18 protein-coding genes and 3 pseudogenes are annotated in these 19,485 nt (G+C 68.6%); 10 read left to right on the top strand and 11 right to left on the bottom strand.

The genetic code is table 11. The features are described 5' to 3' along the window. Window positions 1–514: 514 nt before the first annotated feature. The 4 genes and pseudogenes from MTF65_RS02735 to MTF65_RS02720 all read right to left on the bottom strand — a co-directional run bounded on the left by MTF65_RS02735 (window position 515) and on the right by MTF65_RS02720 (window position 3,370). Complete coding sequence (locus tag MTF65_RS02735) at window positions 515–838, bottom strand: DUF6247 family protein (protein ID WP_243626583.1); 324 nt, start codon at window positions 836–838, stop codon at window positions 515–517. A 67-nt stretch (window positions 839–905) separates the two neighbouring features. After that, window positions 906–1,688, bottom strand: coding sequence for a hypothetical protein (locus MTF65_RS02730; RefSeq protein WP_243626582.1), 783 nt, complete (start codon window positions 1,686–1,688; stop codon window positions 906–908). Between the two features lie 305 nt (window positions 1,689–1,993). Next, window positions 1,994–2,512, bottom strand: a pseudogene (gene tpg / locus MTF65_RS02725) (telomere-protecting terminal protein Tpg); the annotation flags it as partial. Window positions 2,513–2,902: 390 nt separating this feature from the next. After that, a complete protein-coding gene (locus MTF65_RS02720; RefSeq protein WP_243626581.1) occupies window positions 2,903–3,370 on the bottom strand; it encodes an RICIN domain-containing protein in 468 nt (155 codons plus the stop codon). 149 nt (window positions 3,371–3,519) lie between these two features. On the opposite strand from MTF65_RS02720, the gene MTF65_RS02715 reads away from it, so the two are divergent. The 3 genes from MTF65_RS02715 (at window position 3,520) to MTF65_RS02705 (ending at window position 8,851) form a co-directional block, all read left to right on the top strand. Beyond that, window positions 3,520–7,305: a hypothetical protein gene (locus tag MTF65_RS02715; protein WP_243626580.1), complete on the top strand. Its 3,786-nt coding sequence runs from the start codon at window positions 3,520–3,522 to the stop codon at window positions 7,303–7,305. Window positions 7,306–7,456: 151 nt separating this feature from the next. Beyond that, a complete protein-coding gene (locus tag MTF65_RS02710) occupies window positions 7,457–7,741 on the top strand; it encodes a hypothetical protein (RefSeq protein WP_243626579.1) in 285 nt (94 codons plus the stop codon). Between the two features lie 372 nt (window positions 7,742–8,113). Beyond that, window positions 8,114–8,851: a dienelactone hydrolase family protein gene (locus MTF65_RS02705; protein ID WP_243626578.1), complete on the top strand. Its 738-nt coding sequence runs from the start codon at window positions 8,114–8,116 to the stop codon at window positions 8,849–8,851. A gap of 182 nt (window positions 8,852–9,033) precedes the next feature. Here the strand turns inward: MTF65_RS02705 and MTF65_RS02700 are convergent, their stop codons facing one another. After that, window positions 9,034–9,501, bottom strand: coding sequence for a hypothetical protein (locus tag MTF65_RS02700; protein ID WP_243626577.1), 468 nt, complete (start codon window positions 9,499–9,501; stop codon window positions 9,034–9,036). A 167-nt stretch (window positions 9,502–9,668) separates the two neighbouring features. Here MTF65_RS02700 and MTF65_RS30615 point away from each other — a divergent pair. After that, a pseudogene (locus tag MTF65_RS30615) lies at window positions 9,669–9,845 on the top strand (NUDIX domain-containing protein); the annotation flags it as partial. Between the two features lie 80 nt (window positions 9,846–9,925). Here the strand turns inward: MTF65_RS30615 and MTF65_RS02695 are convergent. Next, window positions 9,926–10,054: a peptidoglycan-binding protein gene (locus MTF65_RS02695; protein ID WP_243626576.1), complete on the bottom strand. Its 129-nt coding sequence runs from the start codon at window positions 10,052–10,054 to the stop codon at window positions 9,926–9,928. Between the two features lie 101 nt (window positions 10,055–10,155). Between MTF65_RS02695 and MTF65_RS02690 the strand changes: the two genes are divergently transcribed. Beyond that, window positions 10,156–10,602 carry a hypothetical protein gene (locus tag MTF65_RS02690; RefSeq protein WP_374207140.1) on the top strand — a complete coding sequence of 149 codons (447 nt, stop codon included), beginning with the start codon at window positions 10,156–10,158 and terminating at the stop codon, window positions 10,600–10,602. A 654-nt stretch (window positions 10,603–11,256) separates the two neighbouring features. On the opposite strand, the gene MTF65_RS30115 is transcribed toward MTF65_RS02690, so the two are convergent. Continuing rightward, window positions 11,257–11,385, bottom strand: coding sequence for a hypothetical protein (locus tag MTF65_RS30115; protein WP_279398537.1), 129 nt, complete (start codon window positions 11,383–11,385; stop codon window positions 11,257–11,259). A 5-nt stretch (window positions 11,386–11,390) separates the two neighbouring features. On the opposite strand from MTF65_RS30115, the gene MTF65_RS02685 reads away from it, so the two are divergent. After that, window positions 11,391–11,975, top strand: coding sequence for a DinB family protein (locus tag MTF65_RS02685; RefSeq protein ID WP_243626574.1), 585 nt, complete (start codon window positions 11,391–11,393; stop codon window positions 11,973–11,975). Between the two features lie 45 nt (window positions 11,976–12,020). Further along, window positions 12,021–12,575 carry a transposase gene (locus MTF65_RS02680; RefSeq protein WP_243626573.1) on the top strand — a complete coding sequence of 185 codons (555 nt, stop codon included), beginning with the start codon at window positions 12,021–12,023 and terminating at the stop codon, window positions 12,573–12,575. 40 nt (window positions 12,576–12,615) lie between these two features. Here MTF65_RS02680 and MTF65_RS02675 read toward each other — a convergent pair whose 3' ends face one another. From MTF65_RS02675 to MTF65_RS02665, 3 genes are all read right to left on the bottom strand, one after another. Continuing rightward, window positions 12,616–13,428, bottom strand: coding sequence for a hypothetical protein (locus MTF65_RS02675; protein ID WP_243626572.1), 813 nt, complete (start codon window positions 13,426–13,428; stop codon window positions 12,616–12,618). Between the two features lie 599 nt (window positions 13,429–14,027). Then, entirely contained in the window at window positions 14,028–14,672 is a 645-nt protein-coding gene (locus MTF65_RS02670) for a DUF4360 domain-containing protein (protein WP_243626571.1), read from the bottom strand. Window positions 14,673–15,679: 1,007 nt separating this feature from the next. Beyond that, on the bottom strand, window positions 15,680–15,856 hold the full coding sequence (locus MTF65_RS02665) for a hypothetical protein (RefSeq protein WP_243626570.1): 177 nt from the start codon (window positions 15,854–15,856) through the stop codon (window positions 15,680–15,682). Window positions 15,857–16,068: 212 nt separating this feature from the next. Here MTF65_RS02665 and MTF65_RS30410 point away from each other — a divergent pair, with 212 nt between their 5' ends. Further along, window positions 16,069–16,314, top strand: a complete 246-nt coding sequence (locus MTF65_RS30410) for a hypothetical protein (RefSeq protein WP_243627355.1) — start codon at window positions 16,069–16,071, stop codon at window positions 16,312–16,314. Continuing rightward, window positions 16,236–16,445 carry a hypothetical protein gene (locus MTF65_RS30405; protein WP_243627277.1) on the top strand — a complete coding sequence of 70 codons (210 nt, stop codon included), beginning with the start codon at window positions 16,236–16,238 and terminating at the stop codon, window positions 16,443–16,445. Before MTF65_RS30410 ends, MTF65_RS30405 begins: the two co-directional genes overlap by 79 nt. A 127-nt stretch (window positions 16,446–16,572) precedes the next feature. Here the strand turns inward: MTF65_RS30405 and MTF65_RS02650 are convergent, their stop codons facing one another. Beyond that, the gene (locus MTF65_RS02650) at window positions 16,573–17,343 is read right to left on the bottom strand and encodes a helix-turn-helix domain-containing protein (RefSeq protein WP_243626569.1); all 771 of its coding nucleotides are present in this window, start codon (window positions 17,341–17,343) and stop codon (window positions 16,573–16,575) included. A gap of 1,199 nt (window positions 17,344–18,542) precedes the next feature. Between MTF65_RS02650 and MTF65_RS02645 the strand changes: the two are divergent. Further along, window positions 18,543–19,347, top strand: a pseudogene (locus MTF65_RS02645) (transposase family protein). Window positions 19,348–19,485: the final 138 nt, after the last annotated feature.

Genomic DNA, 19,485 nt, shown 5'->3' with positions numbered 1-19,485 from the left:
CGAGGCCGAGGTTGTGGATGGTGAGCAGCTGGTAGCCGAGCGCGTGGGCGATTTCCTCGATTCGGCGCTGTTTCAAGGCTGTGGTTTGGCCGGGCGGCAGCTCGACGCGGCCGCGGCCGTCGAAGCGCGAGCGTATCTCGTCGTCTTTCACCTGACTCAACCTTCGAGGAAAGGTCAGCAGCCACACGGCCGCTCCGCACCATGATCGTCGCACGCGCCCGTCTCGCGCGAGGTCATCCGGCTGGGCACGTTGATCGGCTCTGTCGCTGGTCTTGTGACCGGATCGGGTTGGTGTGTGGCTCTCGGGTGTCGCTCGGCCACCGTCGGAACATGTCAGCGCGCGGCGGCCGCCGTGCGGTCCTGGATGGCATCGCTGCGCTTCGCGAGACGCGACAGGGGCCGAGCATCCAGGTTGCTGGCGTGGAGGCGTATGTCAATCACGCAGTCCTGATGTTGGGGTCGACTGACTGGCTACCGGTCGTGGAGTTGGGGGAAGAGGCTGCGGTCAGTCCGGTCACCGGCGCCTTCCCCGCAGCTCCGCCATGTCGATGAACTCGCTGTCGTCGTAGCCGGAGGCCACGAACGCATCGACCGCCGGAGCGTGGGCGAGGCGGCCCTGCCAGTCCTGAACGACCTCGTACAGCCCGGCGAGGGAGAACGTCCGGCGGGACTCCTCCAGCGCGGCCGTCCACTCCCGCTCGAAGGCCGGCACCCACTGCTCCGCACGCTGATCCGCACGCAGCTGCGCGAGGAGTTCGGCCGGGGCGCCGGGTGCTGGTGCAGGTGCGGGTACGGGTGCGTACGACGGGATGCGCGTGTGCTCGGGCTGGGCGCTCACTGGCTCCTCCAAACAGGTCGTCCCGCCACGGTAGCCGCCGTGGGCCAGTGAGGGGGTGGTTCAGTGCTCACGGAGACTCTGGCTCCTCGTCCGAGGGAGGCGTGCCTGATGAGACGTTGCGAGGTTCCGGTCCGGAGGATTCGCGGTAGACGTCGTGGACCTGTCCGTCCGAGCTCAGCAGCCAGGCCCGGTGGAGAGCACCAGGGTGGCTCGTCGTCAGCTCCGCCAGGACGTGACGGATCAACGGTGCCGGAAGATCGAAAATGGGTGGGGGCGGCTTGCGAGGAGGCAAACCCGGGGTCAATGGCCGTGGGGGCTCCCATCCCAGGCGCCCGTCGATGAGGAGTGCGGTGGTCAGCCCGAGCTGACGTGCCCGCCGCAGTTGCCCCGGACGTCCGTTCCGCTTCAGTTCAGTGATCTTCTCGACGATCGGGGCGCCGAGGAAGCCGCGGACATCTTCCGTGTCGTGCTGTATGCCCTGGGGTGTCAGCTGCACCGACCAGCGCAGCGCCTCTGCGGGGGCGATGGTCAGCTCCACACGTTCATCAGGGCCCGGAGGCTGCCAGGGTTCAGCTACGGGGAAGGGGAAGACCGGATCGAAGTCGGGCGCGGCAGGGTCGTAGACGGGGCGGCCCGTGGTGGCGGCCTGGCGGCCGAACGCGATGAGCCGGTCAAAGTATCGGCGCCGGCCCTTCCTGCTGCCGGTATGCGGGGTGACCGTGATCCGCAGGCCGCCCGTGGGGCTGAGCAGGGCGGCGCCGGCCAGTTCCCGGTTCAGTTCGTCACGTGCGGCCCGGATGGCAGGTGGCAGGTTGTCACCGCCGGGTGTCCGTAGCGTGGTGTGGTCCATGTAGAGCTCCTGGCCGTCGACACTGACGTGCGCGTCGACCGTCAGTACCTCCGCCTCGATGGCGAACTGGGCTTCGTAGCGCTTGGGCTGGGCGTCGGGGAAGCCGAGTGGGGCCACGATGTGTCCCTGTGCCTGCAGCCTGGCCGCCCACGCGCGGAAGGCCGACTCCTCCTGGGGTTGATCGGCCAACATCCGCCAGGGGCTGAGGTCATGAGGCACGGTGCACCCCGAGAATCTGCCGTTGGCTGGTCCAGGGCGCGGCCGGATGCTCGCCTCGGCCGCCGAAGGCCGTGCGTCCAGGAACGGACGTCCGAGAGTCCCATGCCGCGGCCGCCGCTGTCCTGGAAACAGACGTCCTTGAACCCATCGGCGATGATCCCGCGCATTTCCTGGTCGCCGGCCCCGGCGTCGCGGGCGTCGAACAGGCGCCGCGCGTACGTCGGGGGCAGGTGCACGGTGAGTCGCCGGAACCGTCCGTCGTCGGTCGTGCCGACCGGCGCCGTGTAGCTGAACCGGGCGCGGGTCTCCACCGCGATCCCGGTCGTGGCGGCGGCTTGCTTCCGCCGGCGCTTGCGCACCTGCGGCTGCCACCGGGAGCGTACAGCCGCGTCGATCTTCGGCGCGATGTCCTTCGGCAGGTGCTTGCGCTCGCCCTTGCGGTAGCGCTCCACCGACCGCTGACTGACCCCGAGCTCTTGGGCGACGGCCTTGGTCGTCTTGAGCTGCTTCATCAGGAAGTTGATGCGGCCCTGGAGGGTCTTGGGCGGTTCCCGGGTGAACGCCTCCCGGTCGGCCCGCTCGATCGTGCACGCGGCGGACGGCACGACCGGGTCATCTTCCTGCGAACCGGGCTGCGGGAGGGGCTGCCCCGGGGGGTCGAGAATGACGTCCAGGCGACGCTTCGGCTTGCCGGGGAGAGGCCCGTCCGGGGGCGCGAGCATTTCCCGCCGTGCTCGCGACGGTGCTGGACGCTGGCCGCCGCCGGCTTCGGTCAAGCCGCCTGACCGAGTCCCGGTCGGGGTCTTCAGCAGAACACCAGCGCGAGGCGCCGTGGCAGAGTCTCGTCGCCCGGCTGGTGGAGCCGGCGTCATTCCGATAGGTGATCTCGAAGCCGGCCGGCCAGATGAGTGCGCCTCCCGTCTGGGGAGGAGCAGCGTGATCGCGGCGGGAGCGGGACCCGGCCCGGCACGTGATGTGCCGGACCGGGCCGGCGTTCAGAAGTCCCAGCTCTGGCTCCGTGCGCCGTTGCAGCTCCAACTCACCAGGAGCTGGCCGTTCTCAGGCCGGCCGGCCAGGATGTCGAGGCACTTCCCGTTCACCCGGTTACGGATCTCGCTGCCGTTCCGGAACCACTTCTGGTGGAGCCCGCCGTTGCAGTCCCACATGGCCACCGAGCCCTGGTCACCCAGATGGGGACCGTAGATCTCCAGGCACTTTCCGTTCATGGCGGAACGGATCTGCTCACCGTCCCAGCGCCACTGCTGGTTGGTGTTGCCGTGGCAGTCCCACGTCACGGTGGAGGCGCCGTTCTCCTGATGGAACGCGAAGATGTCGGCGCACCTTCCGTTCAGGTTGGACTTAAGCAGCGGTGCCGCTGCGAACGCGGGCGCGCCCGTCAAGGTAGCGCCTGCCAGCAGCCCGGTGGCCGCCGCCAGCAGCATCAGTCGTCGCACAGACCTCATGACTTCTCCTTCGTGTCGCCCTTGCGCGGGTTGCGCTGGCCCATGTCTAGCCGCCGCTTGATGTCCGGCGCCGGAACGTGGATTCCGGACATCAAAAGCTGGACAAACACCACCCATCACGACTGCGGAAAGGCGCAGGAAGGAAGGCCATGCCCCGCCCCGAACGCCCGCTCGACCCGGACACCGGTCCGCTGACACAGTTCGCTGCCGACCTTCGCAAGCTGCGCGAGGCGGCGGGACGGCCGCCCTATCGGGCACTGGCCAAAAGGGCGCACTATTCGTCCACGACACTGTCGGACGCCGCGGGCGGGCACACGTTTCCGAGCCTTGGTGTCACGCTCGCGTATGTCGAGGCGTGCCAGGGTGACCGCCGCGCATGGGAAACCCGATGGCACGCGGTCGCCGCCGAGATCGCCGCGAGCGCACAGGGTGCCGAGCCCGGGGAAACCAGCCGGCAGGGCGCACCGTACGCGGGGCTGTCGGCGTTCCAGCCGGAAGACGCCGACCGCTTCTTCGGGCGCGAGCGGCTGACCGGCGAGGTGCTCGCGAAGGTGCGTGACCGCCGGTTCCTGGTGGTCTTCGGGCCGTCCGGATCGGGGAAATCCTCGTTGCTGCGGGCGGGGCTCGTCGCCCGCGCGCGGGCATCGGGGTGGCCGGTGATGCTGTTCACGCCGGGCTCGCATCCCGTGGAGGAGTGCGCGATCCGCCTGGCCGTGGTGACGGGAGAGGCTCCCGGCGCGCTGATGACCGAGCTGCTGGACGATCCCCTGGCGCTGCACCTGCGGGTCCGGCAGGCCGTGATCGACCGCACGCCGGACATCGACGCGCTGATCGTGGTCGACCAGTTCGAGGAGGTCTTCACCCTCTGCCGGGACCGGGACGAACGAGACGCGTTCATCGCCATGCTGATCGCGGCCACCACGGCGACGACCAGCCGGACCCGGGTGGTACTCGGCGTGCGCGCCGACTTCTACGGCCACTGCGTCCAGGACCCCCGGCTGGTCGAGGCGATGCGCGACGCGCAGATCGCGGTCGGTCCGATGAGCAGCCAGGAGCTGCGCGAGGCCATCACCCGGCCGGCCATGCTCGCCGACTGCACGGTGACCGGCCCGCTGCTGGCGGCCGTGGTCGCGGACGCGACCGGTCAGCCGGGTGCGTTGCCACTGGTCTCGCACGCGATGGTCGAGACCTGGCGCCGTCGCAGCGGCAGCCGCCTGACCCTGGACGGGTATCTGGCGGCCGGCGGCATCCAGCACGCGCTCGCGCAGACCGCCGAGGCCGCCTACCGGGGGCTGTCGCCGGTGCAGCAAGACCTCGCCAGATCGCTGTTCCTCAGGCTGACCGCGCTGGGCGACGGTACGGAGGACACCAGGCGCCGAATCACCAGGGACGAGCTGGACCCGAACCCCGACACCGCCTTCGTGCTCGAATCCCTCGCCCGGCAACGGCTGGTGACGCTGGACGAGGGGTGCGTCGAGATCACCCACGAGGCGATCATCCGGTGCTGGCCGAGGCTGCGCGGCTGGCTGACCGAGGACCGGGACCGGCTGCTCTTGCACCGGCAGCTCACCGAAGCGACCGCCGACTGGGAGGTGCAGGACCGCGACCCGCACGCCTTGTACCGGGGTGCCCGCCTGGCCGCGGCACTGGACCTGGCCGCCGCCGACGGCAGCCGGCTGACCTCCAAGGAACGGCGCTTCCTCTACGCGAGCCGGGAAGCGCAGGCCTGCGAGATGGCGGCGATCAGGCGACGGACGGTCCGCCTGCGGCAGCTGGTCACGCTGCTCACGGTGCTGGTGGTCATCGCGGCGACCGCGGGCGGGCTGGCCGTCGACTCGCGCGACTCGACCATCCAGCAGCGCAACGTGGCCATTGCGCGGAAGGCCGCCGCGGACGCGGCCGAGGTGCGGCCGCAGGACCCCTCGCTCGCCGCGCAGCTGAACCTGGCCGCGTACCGGCTGGCAGCCACCGGCGACGTCCGCGACCAGCTCATGAGCGCGTTCGCGACGCCGTACACGAGCCGGCTCACCGGCCACACCTCCGACGTGGTCTCGATCTCCCTCGCCCCGAAGAGCCCGGTCCTGGCCACCGCGAGCTGGGACCGCACGGTCCGGCTGTGGGACATCGGGGATGCCCACCACCCCGTACAGCTGGCCGTTTTGAACCAGCCGGATCGGCTGATGTCGGTGGCGTTCGGTGAGGGCGGCCGTGTCCTGGCCACGGCGAGCGAACGCTCGGTGAGGCTGTGGGACGTGGCGAACCGGCGTGCGCCCGCCGAGCTGAGCACGCTGCCGGATCAGCTGTCCGCGCCGACGTGGGTGGCGTACCGGCCCGGCGGCGTCCTCGCCACCGGCCACACCGACGGCGCGGCGCGGCTGTGGAACGTGAGCGATCCCCGCCACCCGCGGCTGCTGGCCACCTTGTCGGGCCACACCGGCACGGTCACCTCGGCGACGTTCAGCCCGGACGGCCGCACGCTGGCGACCACCGGCGACTCCACCGCCAGACTGTGGGATGTCATCGACCCCACGAATCCGCTCCTCCTCGACGTCCTGCGCGGACACACCGACACGGTGACCTCGGCCGCCTTCAGCCCTGACGGCCAGACCGTGGCGACCGGGAGCTGGGACCGCACCGCACGGGTCTGGGACATCGGTAGCAGTCAGCGTACGAAGCCACCGGCCGTCCTGCCCGGCCATCCCGCGATCGTCTGGTCGGTGGCATTCAGCCCGGACGGCAGCACGCTCGTCTCGGTAGGCGGGTCCACCCAGTTCTGGGATGTCGCCGCCCCGGCACACCCGAAGCGGATCAGCATGGTTCAGGGCGGGTTCTACCAAGCCGCGTTCAGCCCGGACGGCCGCATGCTCGCCAACTCCGACCGGCTCCTGGACCTGCGGGATCTGTCGCTCGCGACCCACGACGACGTGGTCACGTCCCTGGCGTTCACCCCCGGCGGCCACCTGCTCGCCAGCGCCAGCTGGGACGGTACCGCACGGCTGTGGCAGGTCACCGGCGGCCGGGCCCTGTGGCCGCTGTCGGTCCTGCACGGGCACACCAAGTTCGTCCGGTCCGTGGCGTTCAGCCCGGACGGGCGCACCCTCGTCACCGCCAGCGAGGACACCACCGTCCGCGTCTGGGACGTGACCGATCCACGCAGACCGCGACTGACATCGACCCTCACCCCCGGAGCCGGCGAAGTCGGCGGGGTCGGCTTCGGCCCGGGCGGCCACCTGCTGGCCGTCTGGGCACAACATGCGGCCGGACTGTGGGACCTGACCGATCCCGGCAATCCCCGGCCGCTGAGCCGGATCGTCAAGGACGGGCCCCACATCACGATGGCCTCGTTCCGGCCAGACGGCCGCACGCTGGTGACGAGCACCGGCGAGTCCGGTTCGCTGCGGTTCTGGGACATCAGCGAACCGCGCAACCCCCGGGAACTGCCGTCCCCGTTCCGATCCGACCCTCTGACCGGCGGCGTGTTCAGCCCCGACAATCGGAGACTGGCGGCCTTCCACCGAACGGACAGGACGGTCTGGCTGATTGACGTCAAAGACATCGGCCGCTCGGCGAAGGTGACGCAGCTACCGGCGTCCGGCTCCTGGCTCTACACGCTGACCTTTGACGCGGACGGCCGCCGACTGGCAGCCGGCGCCGCGGACAGCAAGGCCCTGCTATGGGACGTGAGCGGTGCGGCCACTCCCGCCGTCCTCACCGGCCACTCGAACCCCGTACCGGCCGTGGCATTCAGCCCGGACGGCAATACCCTGGCCACCGGCGGCAACGACTTCACGATCCGGCTGTGGGACACCGGCCTGGACAGGGTCGCCGCCCGCATCTGCGACAGCGCGTACCCCCGGATCACCAGAGCCCAATGGGCCCAGCACTTCACGGCGGTCGACTTCAACCCACCATGCCCCACCACATTACGTCCGTAACCATCCATCACCGTCAGCGGGTTGACAACACGGCGAGGCGGTCTGCCAGGTGTGCCTCCCCCTGTGGGGGCTTTGCCGGTCATCTTCCCGGGGCACCTCGTCGCGCAGCAGGCGATTCTGCCCGGCCTGCCAGCGCTGTACGTCGATGTCGATGACCACGACCTGGTCGGTGCCGGGAGGGGGTGAGCGCGTAACCGCCACGACCCTGTGCGAGATCGAGGCCGCCGACGGCACGACGCACCCTGCCGAACAGATCTGGACCCCCGGCGAGGACGCTAAGGCATACGGCTTCCTCGCCCACGGCGGGGCCGTCATCGAAGACATGAGGGGCACCCTTACCTCAGATACCTCAGATACCTCAGATACCTCAGAGGCCCGCATCCAACTCGCAGCCATCCTGCAGCAGGTCTCGAATGGACTCCTCAAAGATGCGTAATCCGCCGGAAAACCGGCGGAGGGGCAGCGCACGGTGCTCGTCGAATGCCTCCTGGCTGTTCACGGCGCGTAGGCCGTAGCAGTGCCTCCTAGTGGCTCCGTCTCGCTGACTGCGGGATGGAGCCACTCCGTGTTTTACGGCCGTAAAACTGTTGCCCACGACGCTGCCATGCGACGACTGAGCGGAGGCCGGGCGCGGGCGGCTGTTCCGCGCGCCGGTCACCTGCTGGTCGCCGCGGTCACCCGTCGGTGCAGCGGGGGTTTGTGACGGTTCTTGTGAGCCCTCGCCGTATTTCAGAGAGAAACCCACGCTGTTCTGCCGGCGGCAGAACACCGGCCGGACCGGGCTCGACGATCACTACTGTCCAGTCTCATGACGACGATTACGACGCGTACGGTCGAGTACCCGGCCGACGGTTTGACGATGATCGGGCACCTCGCGCTCCCGGCCGGTGTCGACCGCCGGCCCGCGGTGCTGCTCGGACCAGAGGGCATGGGGCTCAGCGACGTCGAGCGCCGCCGGGCCGATGCTCTCGCCGAGCTGGGATATGTAGCGCTGGCCTTCGACCTTCACGGCGGGCGCTATTTGAGTGACCCCGAGGAGATGCTGGCCCGTTGCATGCCACTGCTCGCTGATCCCGACCGGATGCGGGGGATCGGCCATGCGGCGCTCGACGTATTGCGCACCGAACTGCGGACCGACCCCGACCGGATCGCCGCCGTCGGCTACGGCACCGGGGGCGCCGTCGGGCTGGAACTCGGGCGCGGCGGCGTCAGCCTGCGCGCGATCGGGACAGTCAACGCACTGACCACGGGTCGACCGGGCGAGGCGGCGCGTATTCGCTGCCCGGTGTGGGCCGGGGTCGGGTCGGAAGACCCGATCATGCCGCCCGCGCAACGGAACGCGTTCACCGCTGAGATGCAGGCTGCGGGCGTCGACTGGCGCCTCACGGTCTACGGCGGCGCCTTGCACGCCTTCCACCACCCGCCGGTCGGCCACCCCGTGGTCCCCGGCGTCGGCTACCACCCACGGCACGCGCGGCGAGCCTGGCGCGACGTCGTCGACCTGCTCGCCGAGTGCCTGCCCGTGACGGAGGATCTGGAGGCATGACCCAGGTAAGCATGCTGGCGCCGGGCCTGGTCGGCGTCGGGCACCGACAGTCCCCTTCCCTCAAGCCCGCACAGCAGAACCGCATTCGGGCGGATGCTCGATCGCGGCCTACCTGGGATCGTCGCTTTCCCAGGGATAGACGAAGAGGCCGGGCTGGATGCCCCATGCGTTGAGAACGGTGCTCAGCTCAGACTCGTCCGGGGCGTCGGCGGACCTGATGAGGGCTGCGCCGAGGTCGTAGTCGAAGCCATCCATGTTCTCGTGGTCGTACTCCCAACGCTCCAGCCGAAGAAAGCTACGCTCAACGTCGCTGCGGCGGCGAGCGGGTCGCCGAGCCGCTCGGCCCGGGCCACGGTCAGCTCGCCCAGGCGCAGCCGCTCGGCGGTGTCGTCCGGATGGGCCAGGGTCATCTGCACCGCCCGGGCCGCGTCGAGTTCGGCCCGCAGGTCACCGGTGGACTGTGCCAGGGCGAGGGCGGCGCGGGCGTGCTCGGCCGCCGCGTCGAGCGCGCCGAGGTCGGCGGAGGCGGTGGCGAGTTGGGCGAGCAGCCGGGCACGCACCGCGCCCGGCAGGTCCTCGACCGCGAGCGCGGCCCTGCACAGCCGGGTGATCGCGTCCGACGCCTGGGGGAAGGTGACGCCCTGGAGCACGAGGGCGACGTCCGCGAGGAGCTCCGGCCGTCCGCTCGCCTTCGCCGCGTCGGCCGCTTCGGCACATTGGCGCAGGCTGGCGTCGTAGCGCCCGGCGAGGTACTCGGCGCGGGCCAGCTCGATGAGCGCGGGGGCGCGCCCCGGGTCCGCCGGGTAGGGGGGCGGTCGACCAGGGCGAAGACCCGGAGACCTGCGCCCACCGAGAACTGCTGGAGGAGACCGGGCTCGACCGGCCGATGCACGGCATCTTGTGCGTCACCTGGTCCCCGGCCGGCGACCGGCTCGACGGCCCGGCGGAGGCGCCGGCCTGGTGCGGGGAAATGGGTGCGCGACCTGCTCGGTGAGGTGAACACCGGGATCTCTCCGGCCACCGTGGCGCCGTTCACTGACCCGGAGCTGGTCCGGGAGGCGAAGGCCCCGGTGATTACGTGAGGTTGACGAGGGCTGACCAGGTGTCCGGGCCCACGATGCCATCGGTGGTGAACTGGTGTTCGGCCTGGAAGGCGGTCACGGCCTGGGCGGTCTCCTGGCCGAAGACTCCGGTCACGCTCACGGGGGGCGGCCTGGCGGCGGGTCGCGACCAGGAGGTCGTGGTGCGGGCGGACAGTCAGGACGCGTCCGGCCTTGGCCTTGGTGCAGTGCACTGCTTACGCAATGGCCCTCAGAGGCCTGGCTCCCATCGTGGCACCGCTGGTCGGCGGAGTCGCGGCGAGCGGCTCGGGCAGCTGGCGAGCCGCCTTCTGGGTACTGGCCTGCGCGACCGCGCTTGTGCTCACCCTCGCCTGCTTCACTGTGCTCGAGAGCCTGCCGGCCGAGCACAGGCAGAGGACCGGCAGCCAGACCCGGGTGAAAGCCCAAGGTGCCACGCCCGAGGCATTCGCCAAGGAACTCAGCGAGCGCAAGGCACTCAAGAAGCAGTACGCTGAACTGCGGCAGTACTGCGCCGACATCGAAGAACGCCTTCGCATCTCCGCCGCCGCAATCAACCTCCTGGCCTTGGAGAACGCCGCACACGCGAGCCATGACCCGCAGGCGCAGGTGATCCCCCTGCCCCGGACGGTCAAGGGCCGCATCAGACGTCCAGGCCCGGCCGACCGTTGACCAGGCGGCCCTCGTGACCGACCAGGAGTGGCTGGAGGTCAGGCCCCCAGGAAGAGCTGAGGCAACTGCTCCACCATGTCCGAGTGAGCTCGAAGGTGCCCCGCAGGGTTAGCGGTCGCCCCTCCCACCTGCGGGGATTCTCTACTTAGAGTATCTCGGTACGCTGCTCCGCACATGCCCGCCGCCGTACCTGAACGGTGGTGTGAACAAGGGGAGTTGCATGACGCGTTGGACAAGCCCCCTGCCGCCCGGCGGCAGGGCCAGGAAGGCGGCCGTGGTTGTGACGGCCATATTAACGGCGTGCACGCTGGTCGCCGGGTACCGCTGGTGGTCGGCCGAGCAGCGCGGACGCCGACGTGTACCCGACGCACCCAACGGTCACGGCGTCCGTAAGGGCAGGTGTTACGGAATCCGCCGAGGCGGTCTACGCCAATGTGGTGCCGCACACGACGAAGGTGCTGGACGCGTCCAAACCGGGGTTGGTCGGCGGGGCCACCGGCGACCGGTTGATGTTCGACCGTGACGCCACTCATGCCGGGAAGCTGGCCGCTGGCGATGTCATCGTCGCCGGTATCGGGCCGGAGACTCCGGAGGGTCTGCTCCGACGTGTGACAGCCACCCGGCGCGATGAGCAGGGAAGGCTTAGAAGTTGTCTCACGTGGCAAGTTTCGCGAGCTTCTTGTAGCAGGTCAGGGCGGCGGCCATGGCCAGGCCTCGGCTCTGCCAGTCGTTGCGGACCACGTACGGGATCTTGAGACCATGAGCAGCCCATGGCAGGCTCATGCCGCATGATCGATGAATTCGCGAAAGACAACCTGCACGGGAGACTGCGGCGGGACCGCAAGGCGCTGCTCTGGAAACTCGACGGCTTGTCCGAATACGACGCCCGCCGACCTTTGACAGCGACCGGGACCAACCTCCTCGGCCTGGTCAAACACGTGGCCAGCGTCGAGGCCAGGTACTTCGGCGAGGTCTTCGACCGCCCTTCCCCGGAACCGCTGCCCCGGTGGCAGGACTCCAACGGCAGCGATCTGTGGGCGACCGAGGACGAGACCCGCGATCAGATCATCGGGTTCTACCGGCGCACGTGGGAACACTCGGACGCGACGATCAACGAGCTTCCCCTCGACGCCCCCGGCCACGTGCCGTGGTGGCCGGAGCCTTATCCCAACACGAACCTGTTCGCCATCATGGTCCATGTCCTCGGCGAGTCCATCCGGCATGCCGGGCACGCCGATATCCTGCGCGAGGGGCTCGACGGCCGGACCGGGGTGCGCGCCGAAAACGAGAAGCAGATCGACGAGGAAGCCCGTGCAGCCTACTGCGCGAAGATCGAGCAGGCCGCCAGGACGGCCGCACCAATCAAGGCTTAGAGGTTGTCTCACGTGACTTGATGTTCGTGCGGCATGATGCCGGTCGTGGGTGCTGATCTATCGAAGCGTCTGGTTCCTGATGAACTCTGGGAGTTGGCCGCCCCGTTGCTGCCGTCGTTCGCTGCTCGTCCGCAAGGTGGTGGGACCGCTCCGTGTGACGAGCGGGCCGTGTTCACGGCAGTGGTGTACGCGCTGACCAGCGGCTGTGCCTGGCGGCAACTGCCGCCGACGTTCGGCACGTCGCCCGCCACCGCGCATCGCCGCTTCACGGTATGGACCGAGGCCGGCCTGTGGCGTGGCGTCGGCTGCACCGGGCGGTGCTGGACGAACTCGGGGCCCGGGGCGAGGTGGACTGGACCTCGGCGATCGTCGACGCGGCCTCCGTTCACGCCAAAAGGGGGATCGCTGACCGGGCCGAACCCGGTCGATCGCGCCAAGAAGGGCAGCGAGCTGCACGTGCTGTCCAATGCCCAGGGCATCCCGCTCGCCGTCGCCGTGTCCGGCGCGAACATGCACAAGCAGCCCGCCATCCGCTACGACGTGGGCAAAACCGTCAAACGCCCAGAGAGCCTGATCGAACGTGATCGAGCCAGACCCTGACGAGGGTCGTGGGAGACCCCGAGTCTGTTTCACCCGTTGGTCAGGTCGCGGTGGGGATGTAGGGCGCTGCTGCGACCTGGGCCATCGTCCGAAGTTTCGTGAAGTAGGAGGCGCAGTACTCCTCGTTGATCAGCGGCACGATCTTGCCGAGGTCGGTGATGCAGCCCCAGAGGTAGGCGATGCCACTGTCGTCGAGTCCGCCGTTCAGCTCTCTCTGCACGAGGCCGGCGACGTCGGCGTCCAGGAGAACCAGGTCCACGCCGTCGAAGTCCACGCCGCGGAAGCCATCGGGGAACGGTGCGCGCAGGTGGTCCTCCCACAGCCGGGCGAGTCCGTCTTCGGGCTGTGCTCCGCCCACGTCGGGGGCTGTCTCTGCCACGGACGGTGGGCGAAGGAGCAGGGAGACGGCATCGAAGACGGCACGCACCATTGCGACGGCCTGGATCGGGCGGAGGGCGGCACTTGACTCGGCGCCCCGCGTGAGCTTGTCGCGGAGCAGTCGGCTGCGGTCGAGTTCGGCGGCGAGTCCGACCGTGATGAGCCCTGCGTCGGTGGCCCGCTCGATGAGGACGTGGAGCGGCTCGTTCGTGGCCAGACGCTCGGCGAGGACGTGCTCCAGGGCGAACAGGGAATGCGTGACGGCGACGGTGGCGAACTCGTACCGGTAGTAGGAATGCCGGATGAGCTCGCGCGAGGTTTCCATCGCGCTCATGACGTACATCGACGCGTCGCCTGGCAGAACCAGGTCGGCAACCAGGGCGTGCATGTCCGCATAGTCGAGAACGAGGTCTCGGGCGCGCGGGTCCCGTACCGGCAGGAGGAGCGGGTCGGGCAGCGGTGGCAGGGTATTCACCAGTGCAGTCTTGTCGCCGGAAGGCTGTCGGTGCATCGGATCTGCTCGGGCCACTGGTGACCAACTGCCGCATGTCGCCAGTGGCCCGACCTTAAAGAACAAGCTAAGAACGGCGTCACCAGCCGCAGACGGCGGGGATCACGTCCGGCGGCGGGCAGCGGGGTCGCGTTCGGCGACGTGTCGGGCGACCGAGTCGACGCCGGGGCGGCCATCCGACTCAGCGGATACCTGTCACCGGGCAAAGCACCGCCCCGCAAAGCGCGGCCGAGGAGCCGCTTCCAGCAGCTCTGCCGCAACCTGCCGACCTAAGATCGCCAACAGCATCCATTCCGTGAGTAGCAGTCTCTCAACCAGCCCCCGACCACGAGTCCTGTCACCTACACGGGTGGGGGCCGGGGCGGGGTAGGAACATGAGCGCAGGTGGGACTGGCGGTGAGGGCCGCTGGCCGGTGAGTTGAGGGGTGCTGCCGGCGCATGCCGCGGATGCTGCCTACGGCCTGGAGTTCGGGATATCGGCGCACGGGGTGGGTCCGCGGCATCGTGGGCATGACGAAGGCCGGTTGAGGTGCGTGCACGCCTCAACCGGCCCGGAAAACAGCCTACTTATGGCACTTCTTCCAGGAGAAGTGGTACGTGGTCGTGATGCTGGTATCCGTCGAGTCCATCGCGATGTAGCTGGTGGTCGCCGGGTCGGCCCGGCCGGCGTCCACCCGCAGCTCGGTGTTGATGTTGAAGTTGCGTCGATCGCCGCACGCCTTGTAGACCACGGAGCCGACCGGTGCCCGGTCGGTCACTTGCCAGTTGTCGTCCTTGGGCCCGTTGATGCGGTGCTTGCGGTGTGCCGTCTTGGACATGCCCTGGAAGTAGTAGTTGGCGAGCTGGGTGCCGAACGCGCCCTTGGCGAGGTTCGCATAGCCGCGGTAGTCGGCCGTGGCGATGCCGTAGGTGTAGCCCTGCGGGGTGTGCACGTCCAGGGCCAGCTGACAGTTCTTGCGTTGGTCGGTCAGCACGGTGCCTTTGCCGGCCTTGGCGAGGTATTCGCTGTAGGTGACGGTGAAGGCTGTGTTATCTGGGGCGACGGCCACCTTGGCGGTGCCGGGCCGGCAGCCCGAGCCGTTGACGGTGACGAGCTTGATCGTGACCGGTTCGGTCGGTCCGGGGGCGCTCTGGGCTCCCCCCGAGGGGGCGAACGCCGAGGCGAGCAGGGCCACGGCTGTACCGCCGATGAACACCGTTCTGAACATGGGGGGTCCTCTTCCGATCGCTTGGCGTGGTCCGCGAATGGTGCGGACCGGGCGGGACGACGGGGCGGCCGATGGCGTGCCTAGCCACCAGCCCCCTCAGCCCTGATCACAGAGAGTAGATCATGTCCCTACTGAATGTAGTTGCTCCAGTCCGGCTCACCCTCGTCTGCGGGGCAGCAGCAAGCCGGGCCCAGGCTCGGCCGGCGAGGGCAACTGCAACGAGGGCCAGGACACGGCGCGAAGCAGGAGTCCGTCTTCCGTACGTGAACGTCAGCCCCGTGATCTGCTCGTACGCCGCCCCGCCGGGCCGTCTTCTCGCCACGATGTGCACTACACCGCACTACGTGAACACCCGCTCCACCAGAACTGCCCTGAAGTGCGGAAACAGCACTGCTATGAGGTCATCACACCGCCACCGTCCCAGGTGACGCGACGTCACCGTGGCAGAACACCGCTGATCACCCTCACGGAATGGATGCTGTTGGTGATCTTCAGTCGCCGGCGCGGTTGCGTTCCAAGGAGGCCCGGTTCGCCTGCCGCAGCCTGGCAATCCAGGGTGCCGGCCCGGCGCTACACAAGAGGCGCTTACGGGCTAACCGACCCGCGGCGCCCCATAGGCACCGAGCGCGGCGCGGGAGCTTCGGCAAGATCACCAACAGCATCCGGAAAGTGAGCCAGAACCCGAGTTTTGAAGTCACGAGGGGTGCTTGCCAGGGCAGCATCGGGATGCTTCTGGATGAAAGGGCCTGGTCATGCCGCAGAGTCGAAGGTCGAGCTGTACGCGGCGATCCGGCGCGACCACCGCGGCGGCATGAAGATCCGGGAGATCGAGCGCAAGTACAACGTGTCGTGGCGGACGGTCCGCAAGGCCGTGGGCTCGGTCTGGCCGGAGCCGGATCATCGAGACCGGCACCGACTCCTACCGCCTCGCCAGCACCCGGGCTCGGGCCGAGGAACCCGCCAAGGTCAGCTGACACAAGCCGTCCCGCGCCGGGCGACGGAATCACCTACTCGCCGGCGCGGGCCACAAGCAGCGGCTGGAAGAAGCCCGTCTCCTGCGGCATCCGCCACTCGGGGTCGACAAACCCGGCCTCGGCTGCGAGGCCGGCCAGCCGGTCCCGGCCGAGTGCCCAGTAGGTGGTCCGGGTGCTCCGGTACGCGAACGCCGCACGCTGGCAGGACACCTTCCGCGACAACCGGCCCCGACCCAGCAGGCTGGACCCCTACAAGCCCTACTTGGAGCGGCGATTCGCCGAGGGATGCGCCAGCGTCACCCGACTGCACGGCGAGCTGGTTGCCGAGCACGCTCCTGTCACCTACGGCATGGTCCGCACACATCGCCACTTTGCGCGGGGCTCCATCCGGCGCACCGCCCCGGCCGCCGACGGTGCGGCAGGTGACCGGCTGGATCACCCGTCACCCCGCGACCCTGACCGAGGAAGACCGGGCCGGCCTGAAGGAGGTCCTGGCCCGCTGCCCCGAACTGGACACGGCCGCGGGACATGTCCGCGACTTCGGCGAGATACTCACCGACGGCCCCTCGGCTCCACACTCCCCACCTGGATCGACGCAGTCGACGGCAGCCAGCTGCCCGGCCTCACCGGCTTCGCCCTCCACCTGCTCCGAGACCTCGATGCCGTGATCGCCGGGCTCACTCTCGACTGGAGCTCCGGCAGCATCGAGGGCGCCGTCAACCGCATCAAGAAGATCAAGCGGCAGCTCTACGGCCGAGCCGGATTCGACCTACTTCGCAAGATGATCCTGCTCCAGTGACTCTCCGAGACGCCCCCAAGATCTGCATAGAACCGAGAAGTAGGAACATTTACCGCGGCGGGTGTGTGAACGGGGAAGAAACCCGCTCCGGCGTGCCTGGCTCCTCAGCTCCTATTCGAGCCGTCAGCTATTTGTCACTTCGTGGCGGCTTCGGGAGAAGAGGGTTTTCGGGTGTGTAGAAGCTGAGGTTGACGCGGGCGCCGGGGGCCGTGACGGGTTCGGCGAGGCAGGTCGTGACCAGGCCCGGTCCGTGAACGGCGTGACGGATGGGGAGTTCGGAGCCGTCGAAGTAGGGGATGGGGGCCGCAGCATGCTCTCGGTAGAGCGGGCCGGCCACGGGGTCGTTGAGGACGTCGTACTCGAGACGGTCGAGCGCCGGATTCTCCGGGCGTAGCTCCACGCTGTGTTTCAGGTGGGGCATCATGGCCGGCGCCCAGTAGGTCTCCCAGTGCATCAGGACGTCGGTGCGGGCCTCGGGGTCCAGGAGCAGCCAGCGCATGATGTTGGCGGGGGTTCGACCGCGTGGGAAGAGGCGTCGGTAGTCCTCGTTGTGAACGATGACGTTCCATTCTGCGTCGTTGACGAACGCCATCGCGCCGTTGATCTGGTCGACGACGCGCTGCCACGCACCTACGGCTATGGCGGTCCCCGAGCTGCTGTGCAAGGCGTGCGGCGGGTTCTCCTTGCGGGTGATCAGCCACAGGAACGCCCACTCCTGCTCGTCCAGTCGCAACGTCCTCGCGACGGTGGTGAGGAGATCGGCGCCGGGATTGGCGAGTTGACCGTTCTCGAACCGGTTGTACGTGCCCGGGGTGCGCGTGAGCAGCACGTCCATCTGCTCCTGGCTCAGGCCAGCGGCCCGTCTGCCGGGACCGGGCATGCGCTTGGGAAACCCCATGGTCACAGGGTCGATCGCGGCTCGGCGTGCCTGGAGGATCTCCTTGAGGCGGCCTCGGTCACTGGCCGACAGATTCATCGGGCACCTTCCACTCGGGCACTGCCCGACGGCGGACGGGCAGCCCAATTATCTGCACCCTCACACCCTGGAAAGGTCGATCACACAGCGCGAGACTCACCCCGGAGCCACCCGCTGCCCACGCCATCGGGTGCTGGGGGTGTCGGTGGTAGTCAGGGGAGGAAGTAGTGAAGCTGAAGCGCAAGTTGGCAGCGATGGCACTCGACGGGTTCTGGCGTAAGTAGCTGTTGTCGTTCCGTTCTTGAGGGGTGGGCGTCGAACGGGAGTCTCGATCGGGTGATCGCGGCTGGCCGCGGGCTTGCCGTCAACTTCCAGCCCAATAATGAGACGAGGGGTAACCGGCATGGTGCGCAACATCGCACGAGTCATGGCAGTTTCTACACTTTTCGGAACGGCATTATTCGGGGCATCCGCCACCGCAAATGCGACAATCGCCCAACCTGACGAAATCGGCAGATGCAAGATCTCCGTATCCGGAACGCCGGGAACTCGATCCATAACAGACCACGTCACGTACAATAACTGCGGCATTCAGGTCCGGGCCAGGGTTTACTGCGGGTCCTACCAGGCTTACGAAAACGGGCCCATCATCACTGGAATTGGAAGCACCAAAGCAGAGTGCTGGTCCCAAATCTACGACGGCTGGGCCGGCTTCCAGTATTACAGCAGCGGGGCGTGGCGCTCGGTAAATATGTGGAATACACCTTCAGTCACAATAACGCTCTGACCCGATAAACTGCGCCACAGCCGCGGTGATCTTGTGGGGTTCCTGTCACGGGGTGTAACGATCGGCTGGGGGCCGCGATGGATGCATCGATGCTCCGGTTGAAGACGGATGACTTTCCCCAGTCGTCGTCGCCGAACGGAGCATCGAGGTGCGTCATCCGTTCGTTGCGGTGCTGCCGGCGGCGCGGTCTGCCCCGGGGTCCTGGTCGATCTGACGTGCCAAGACCTCTCCGGGGCGTGCACTTTGGCGGTGGACGGCAAGAGCACCTGCGGCCGACGCCTTCCACAGGAGATCGCCCAACTCGCCCGGTCACAGTGAACCTCTTTCATCCTGGGCTGTCGGGTGAACCGTGCTGGTCAGGGGCGGTGACGCGGCGAAGCCCCTCGTCGTTGGTGTGATGATCTCACTCAACACGCCGACGGCCGGGGGCTTCGTTGGTTCCGTATCCTTCCACGCTCGATGTCCCGCACGAGCTGGTCGAGCATGTCTCATGGCTCATCTACGCCCGAAGGTGTGAACAAGGCACCCGCTGGCGGAAGTTGAGCTGCTTCCGGCAGGCCATGCTCGCGCTCGCCCACCTGCGGAACAACGACACGCTCGCCCAGCGCGTCGCCGGGTTCGGCGTCTCCGAAGCGACAGCCTGGCGCTACGTGGACGAAACGGTCGACGTCCTTGCCGCCTGGGCGCCCGGACTTCGCGAGGCCCTGACCGGCCGCGGCGAGGACGACTGCGTGATCCTGGACGGCACTCTGATCCCCACCGACCGGGTCGCGGCAGACGAGCCGTACTACTCCCAGAAACACAAGAAGCACGGCATGAACGTGCAGGTCATCCCCGCGCCCGACGGCACACCCCCGTGGTTCTCGCGTGCCCTGCCCGGACGCACTCACGACCTGACCGCCGCCCGCGCTCACGGCGTGATCGAGAACTGCCTGACCAGGCAGATCCTCGTCCTGGCCGACCGCGCCTACCAGGGCGCCGGCGCCACCGTCCGCACCCCCTACTACCGCCACCACGAACTGCCCGAGCACCACCAGCAAGACAACCGGGACCACGCTCGCCTGCGCGCCCCGGGCGAACGCGCTTTCGCGCAGCCGAAAACGTGGCGCCTACTTCGTCGAGCCCGATGCTCGACCAACCGCATCGGACGCGTCGTCGCCGCCGTCCACACCCTCCTGATCTGCGGATACAGAGGATGAAAGAGGTTCATTGACGCCGCTGCGCGTTGAGTGGCCTCCCCGGTCCGAGGGGAAGGGGCATACGGCACAGGACCAGTGAAGGGCCAGGGGCGCCGCGTGAAATAGAGCACTGCCACCGACATGCTCTGAGCCTGACTC

This window comes from Streptomyces sp. APSN-46.1 (assembly GCF_022815725.1).
Lineage (GTDB): Bacteria > Actinomycetota > Actinomycetes > Streptomycetales > Streptomycetaceae > Streptomyces.
Note: the sequence above shows the minus strand (reverse complement) of the source record. Positions and strands in the feature narration are given on the sequence as shown.

Coding starts and splice junctions, on each gene's coding strand:
- MTF65_RS02730 (WP_243626582.1), bottom strand. CDS start 1,688: ATGGACCACACCACGCTACGGACACCCGGCGGTGACAACCTGCCACCT.
- MTF65_RS02720 (WP_243626581.1), bottom strand. CDS start 3,370: ATGAGGTCTGTGCGACGACTGATGCTGCTGGCGGCGGCCACCGGGCTG.
- MTF65_RS02715 (WP_243626580.1), top strand. CDS start 3,520: ATGCCCCGCCCCGAACGCCCGCTCGACCCGGACACCGGTCCGCTGACA.
- MTF65_RS02710 (WP_243626579.1), top strand. CDS start 7,457: ATGACCACGACCTGGTCGGTGCCGGGAGGGGGTGAGCGCGTAACCGCC.
- MTF65_RS02705 (WP_243626578.1), top strand. CDS start 8,114: ATGACGACGATTACGACGCGTACGGTCGAGTACCCGGCCGACGGTTTG.
- MTF65_RS02690 (WP_374207140.1), top strand. CDS start 10,156: ATGGCCCTCAGAGGCCTGGCTCCCATCGTGGCACCGCTGGTCGGCGGA.
- MTF65_RS30115 (WP_279398537.1), bottom strand. CDS start 11,385: ATGAGCCTGCCATGGGCTGCTCATGGTCTCAAGATCCCGTACGTGGTC.
- MTF65_RS02685 (WP_243626574.1), top strand. CDS start 11,391: ATGATCGATGAATTCGCGAAAGACAACCTGCACGGGAGACTGCGGCGG.
- MTF65_RS02670 (WP_243626571.1), bottom strand. CDS start 14,672: ATGTTCAGAACGGTGTTCATCGGCGGTACAGCCGTGGCCCTGCTCGCC.
- MTF65_RS02650 (WP_243626569.1), bottom strand. CDS start 17,343: ATGGGGTTTCCCAAGCGCATGCCCGGTCCCGGCAGACGGGCCGCTGGC.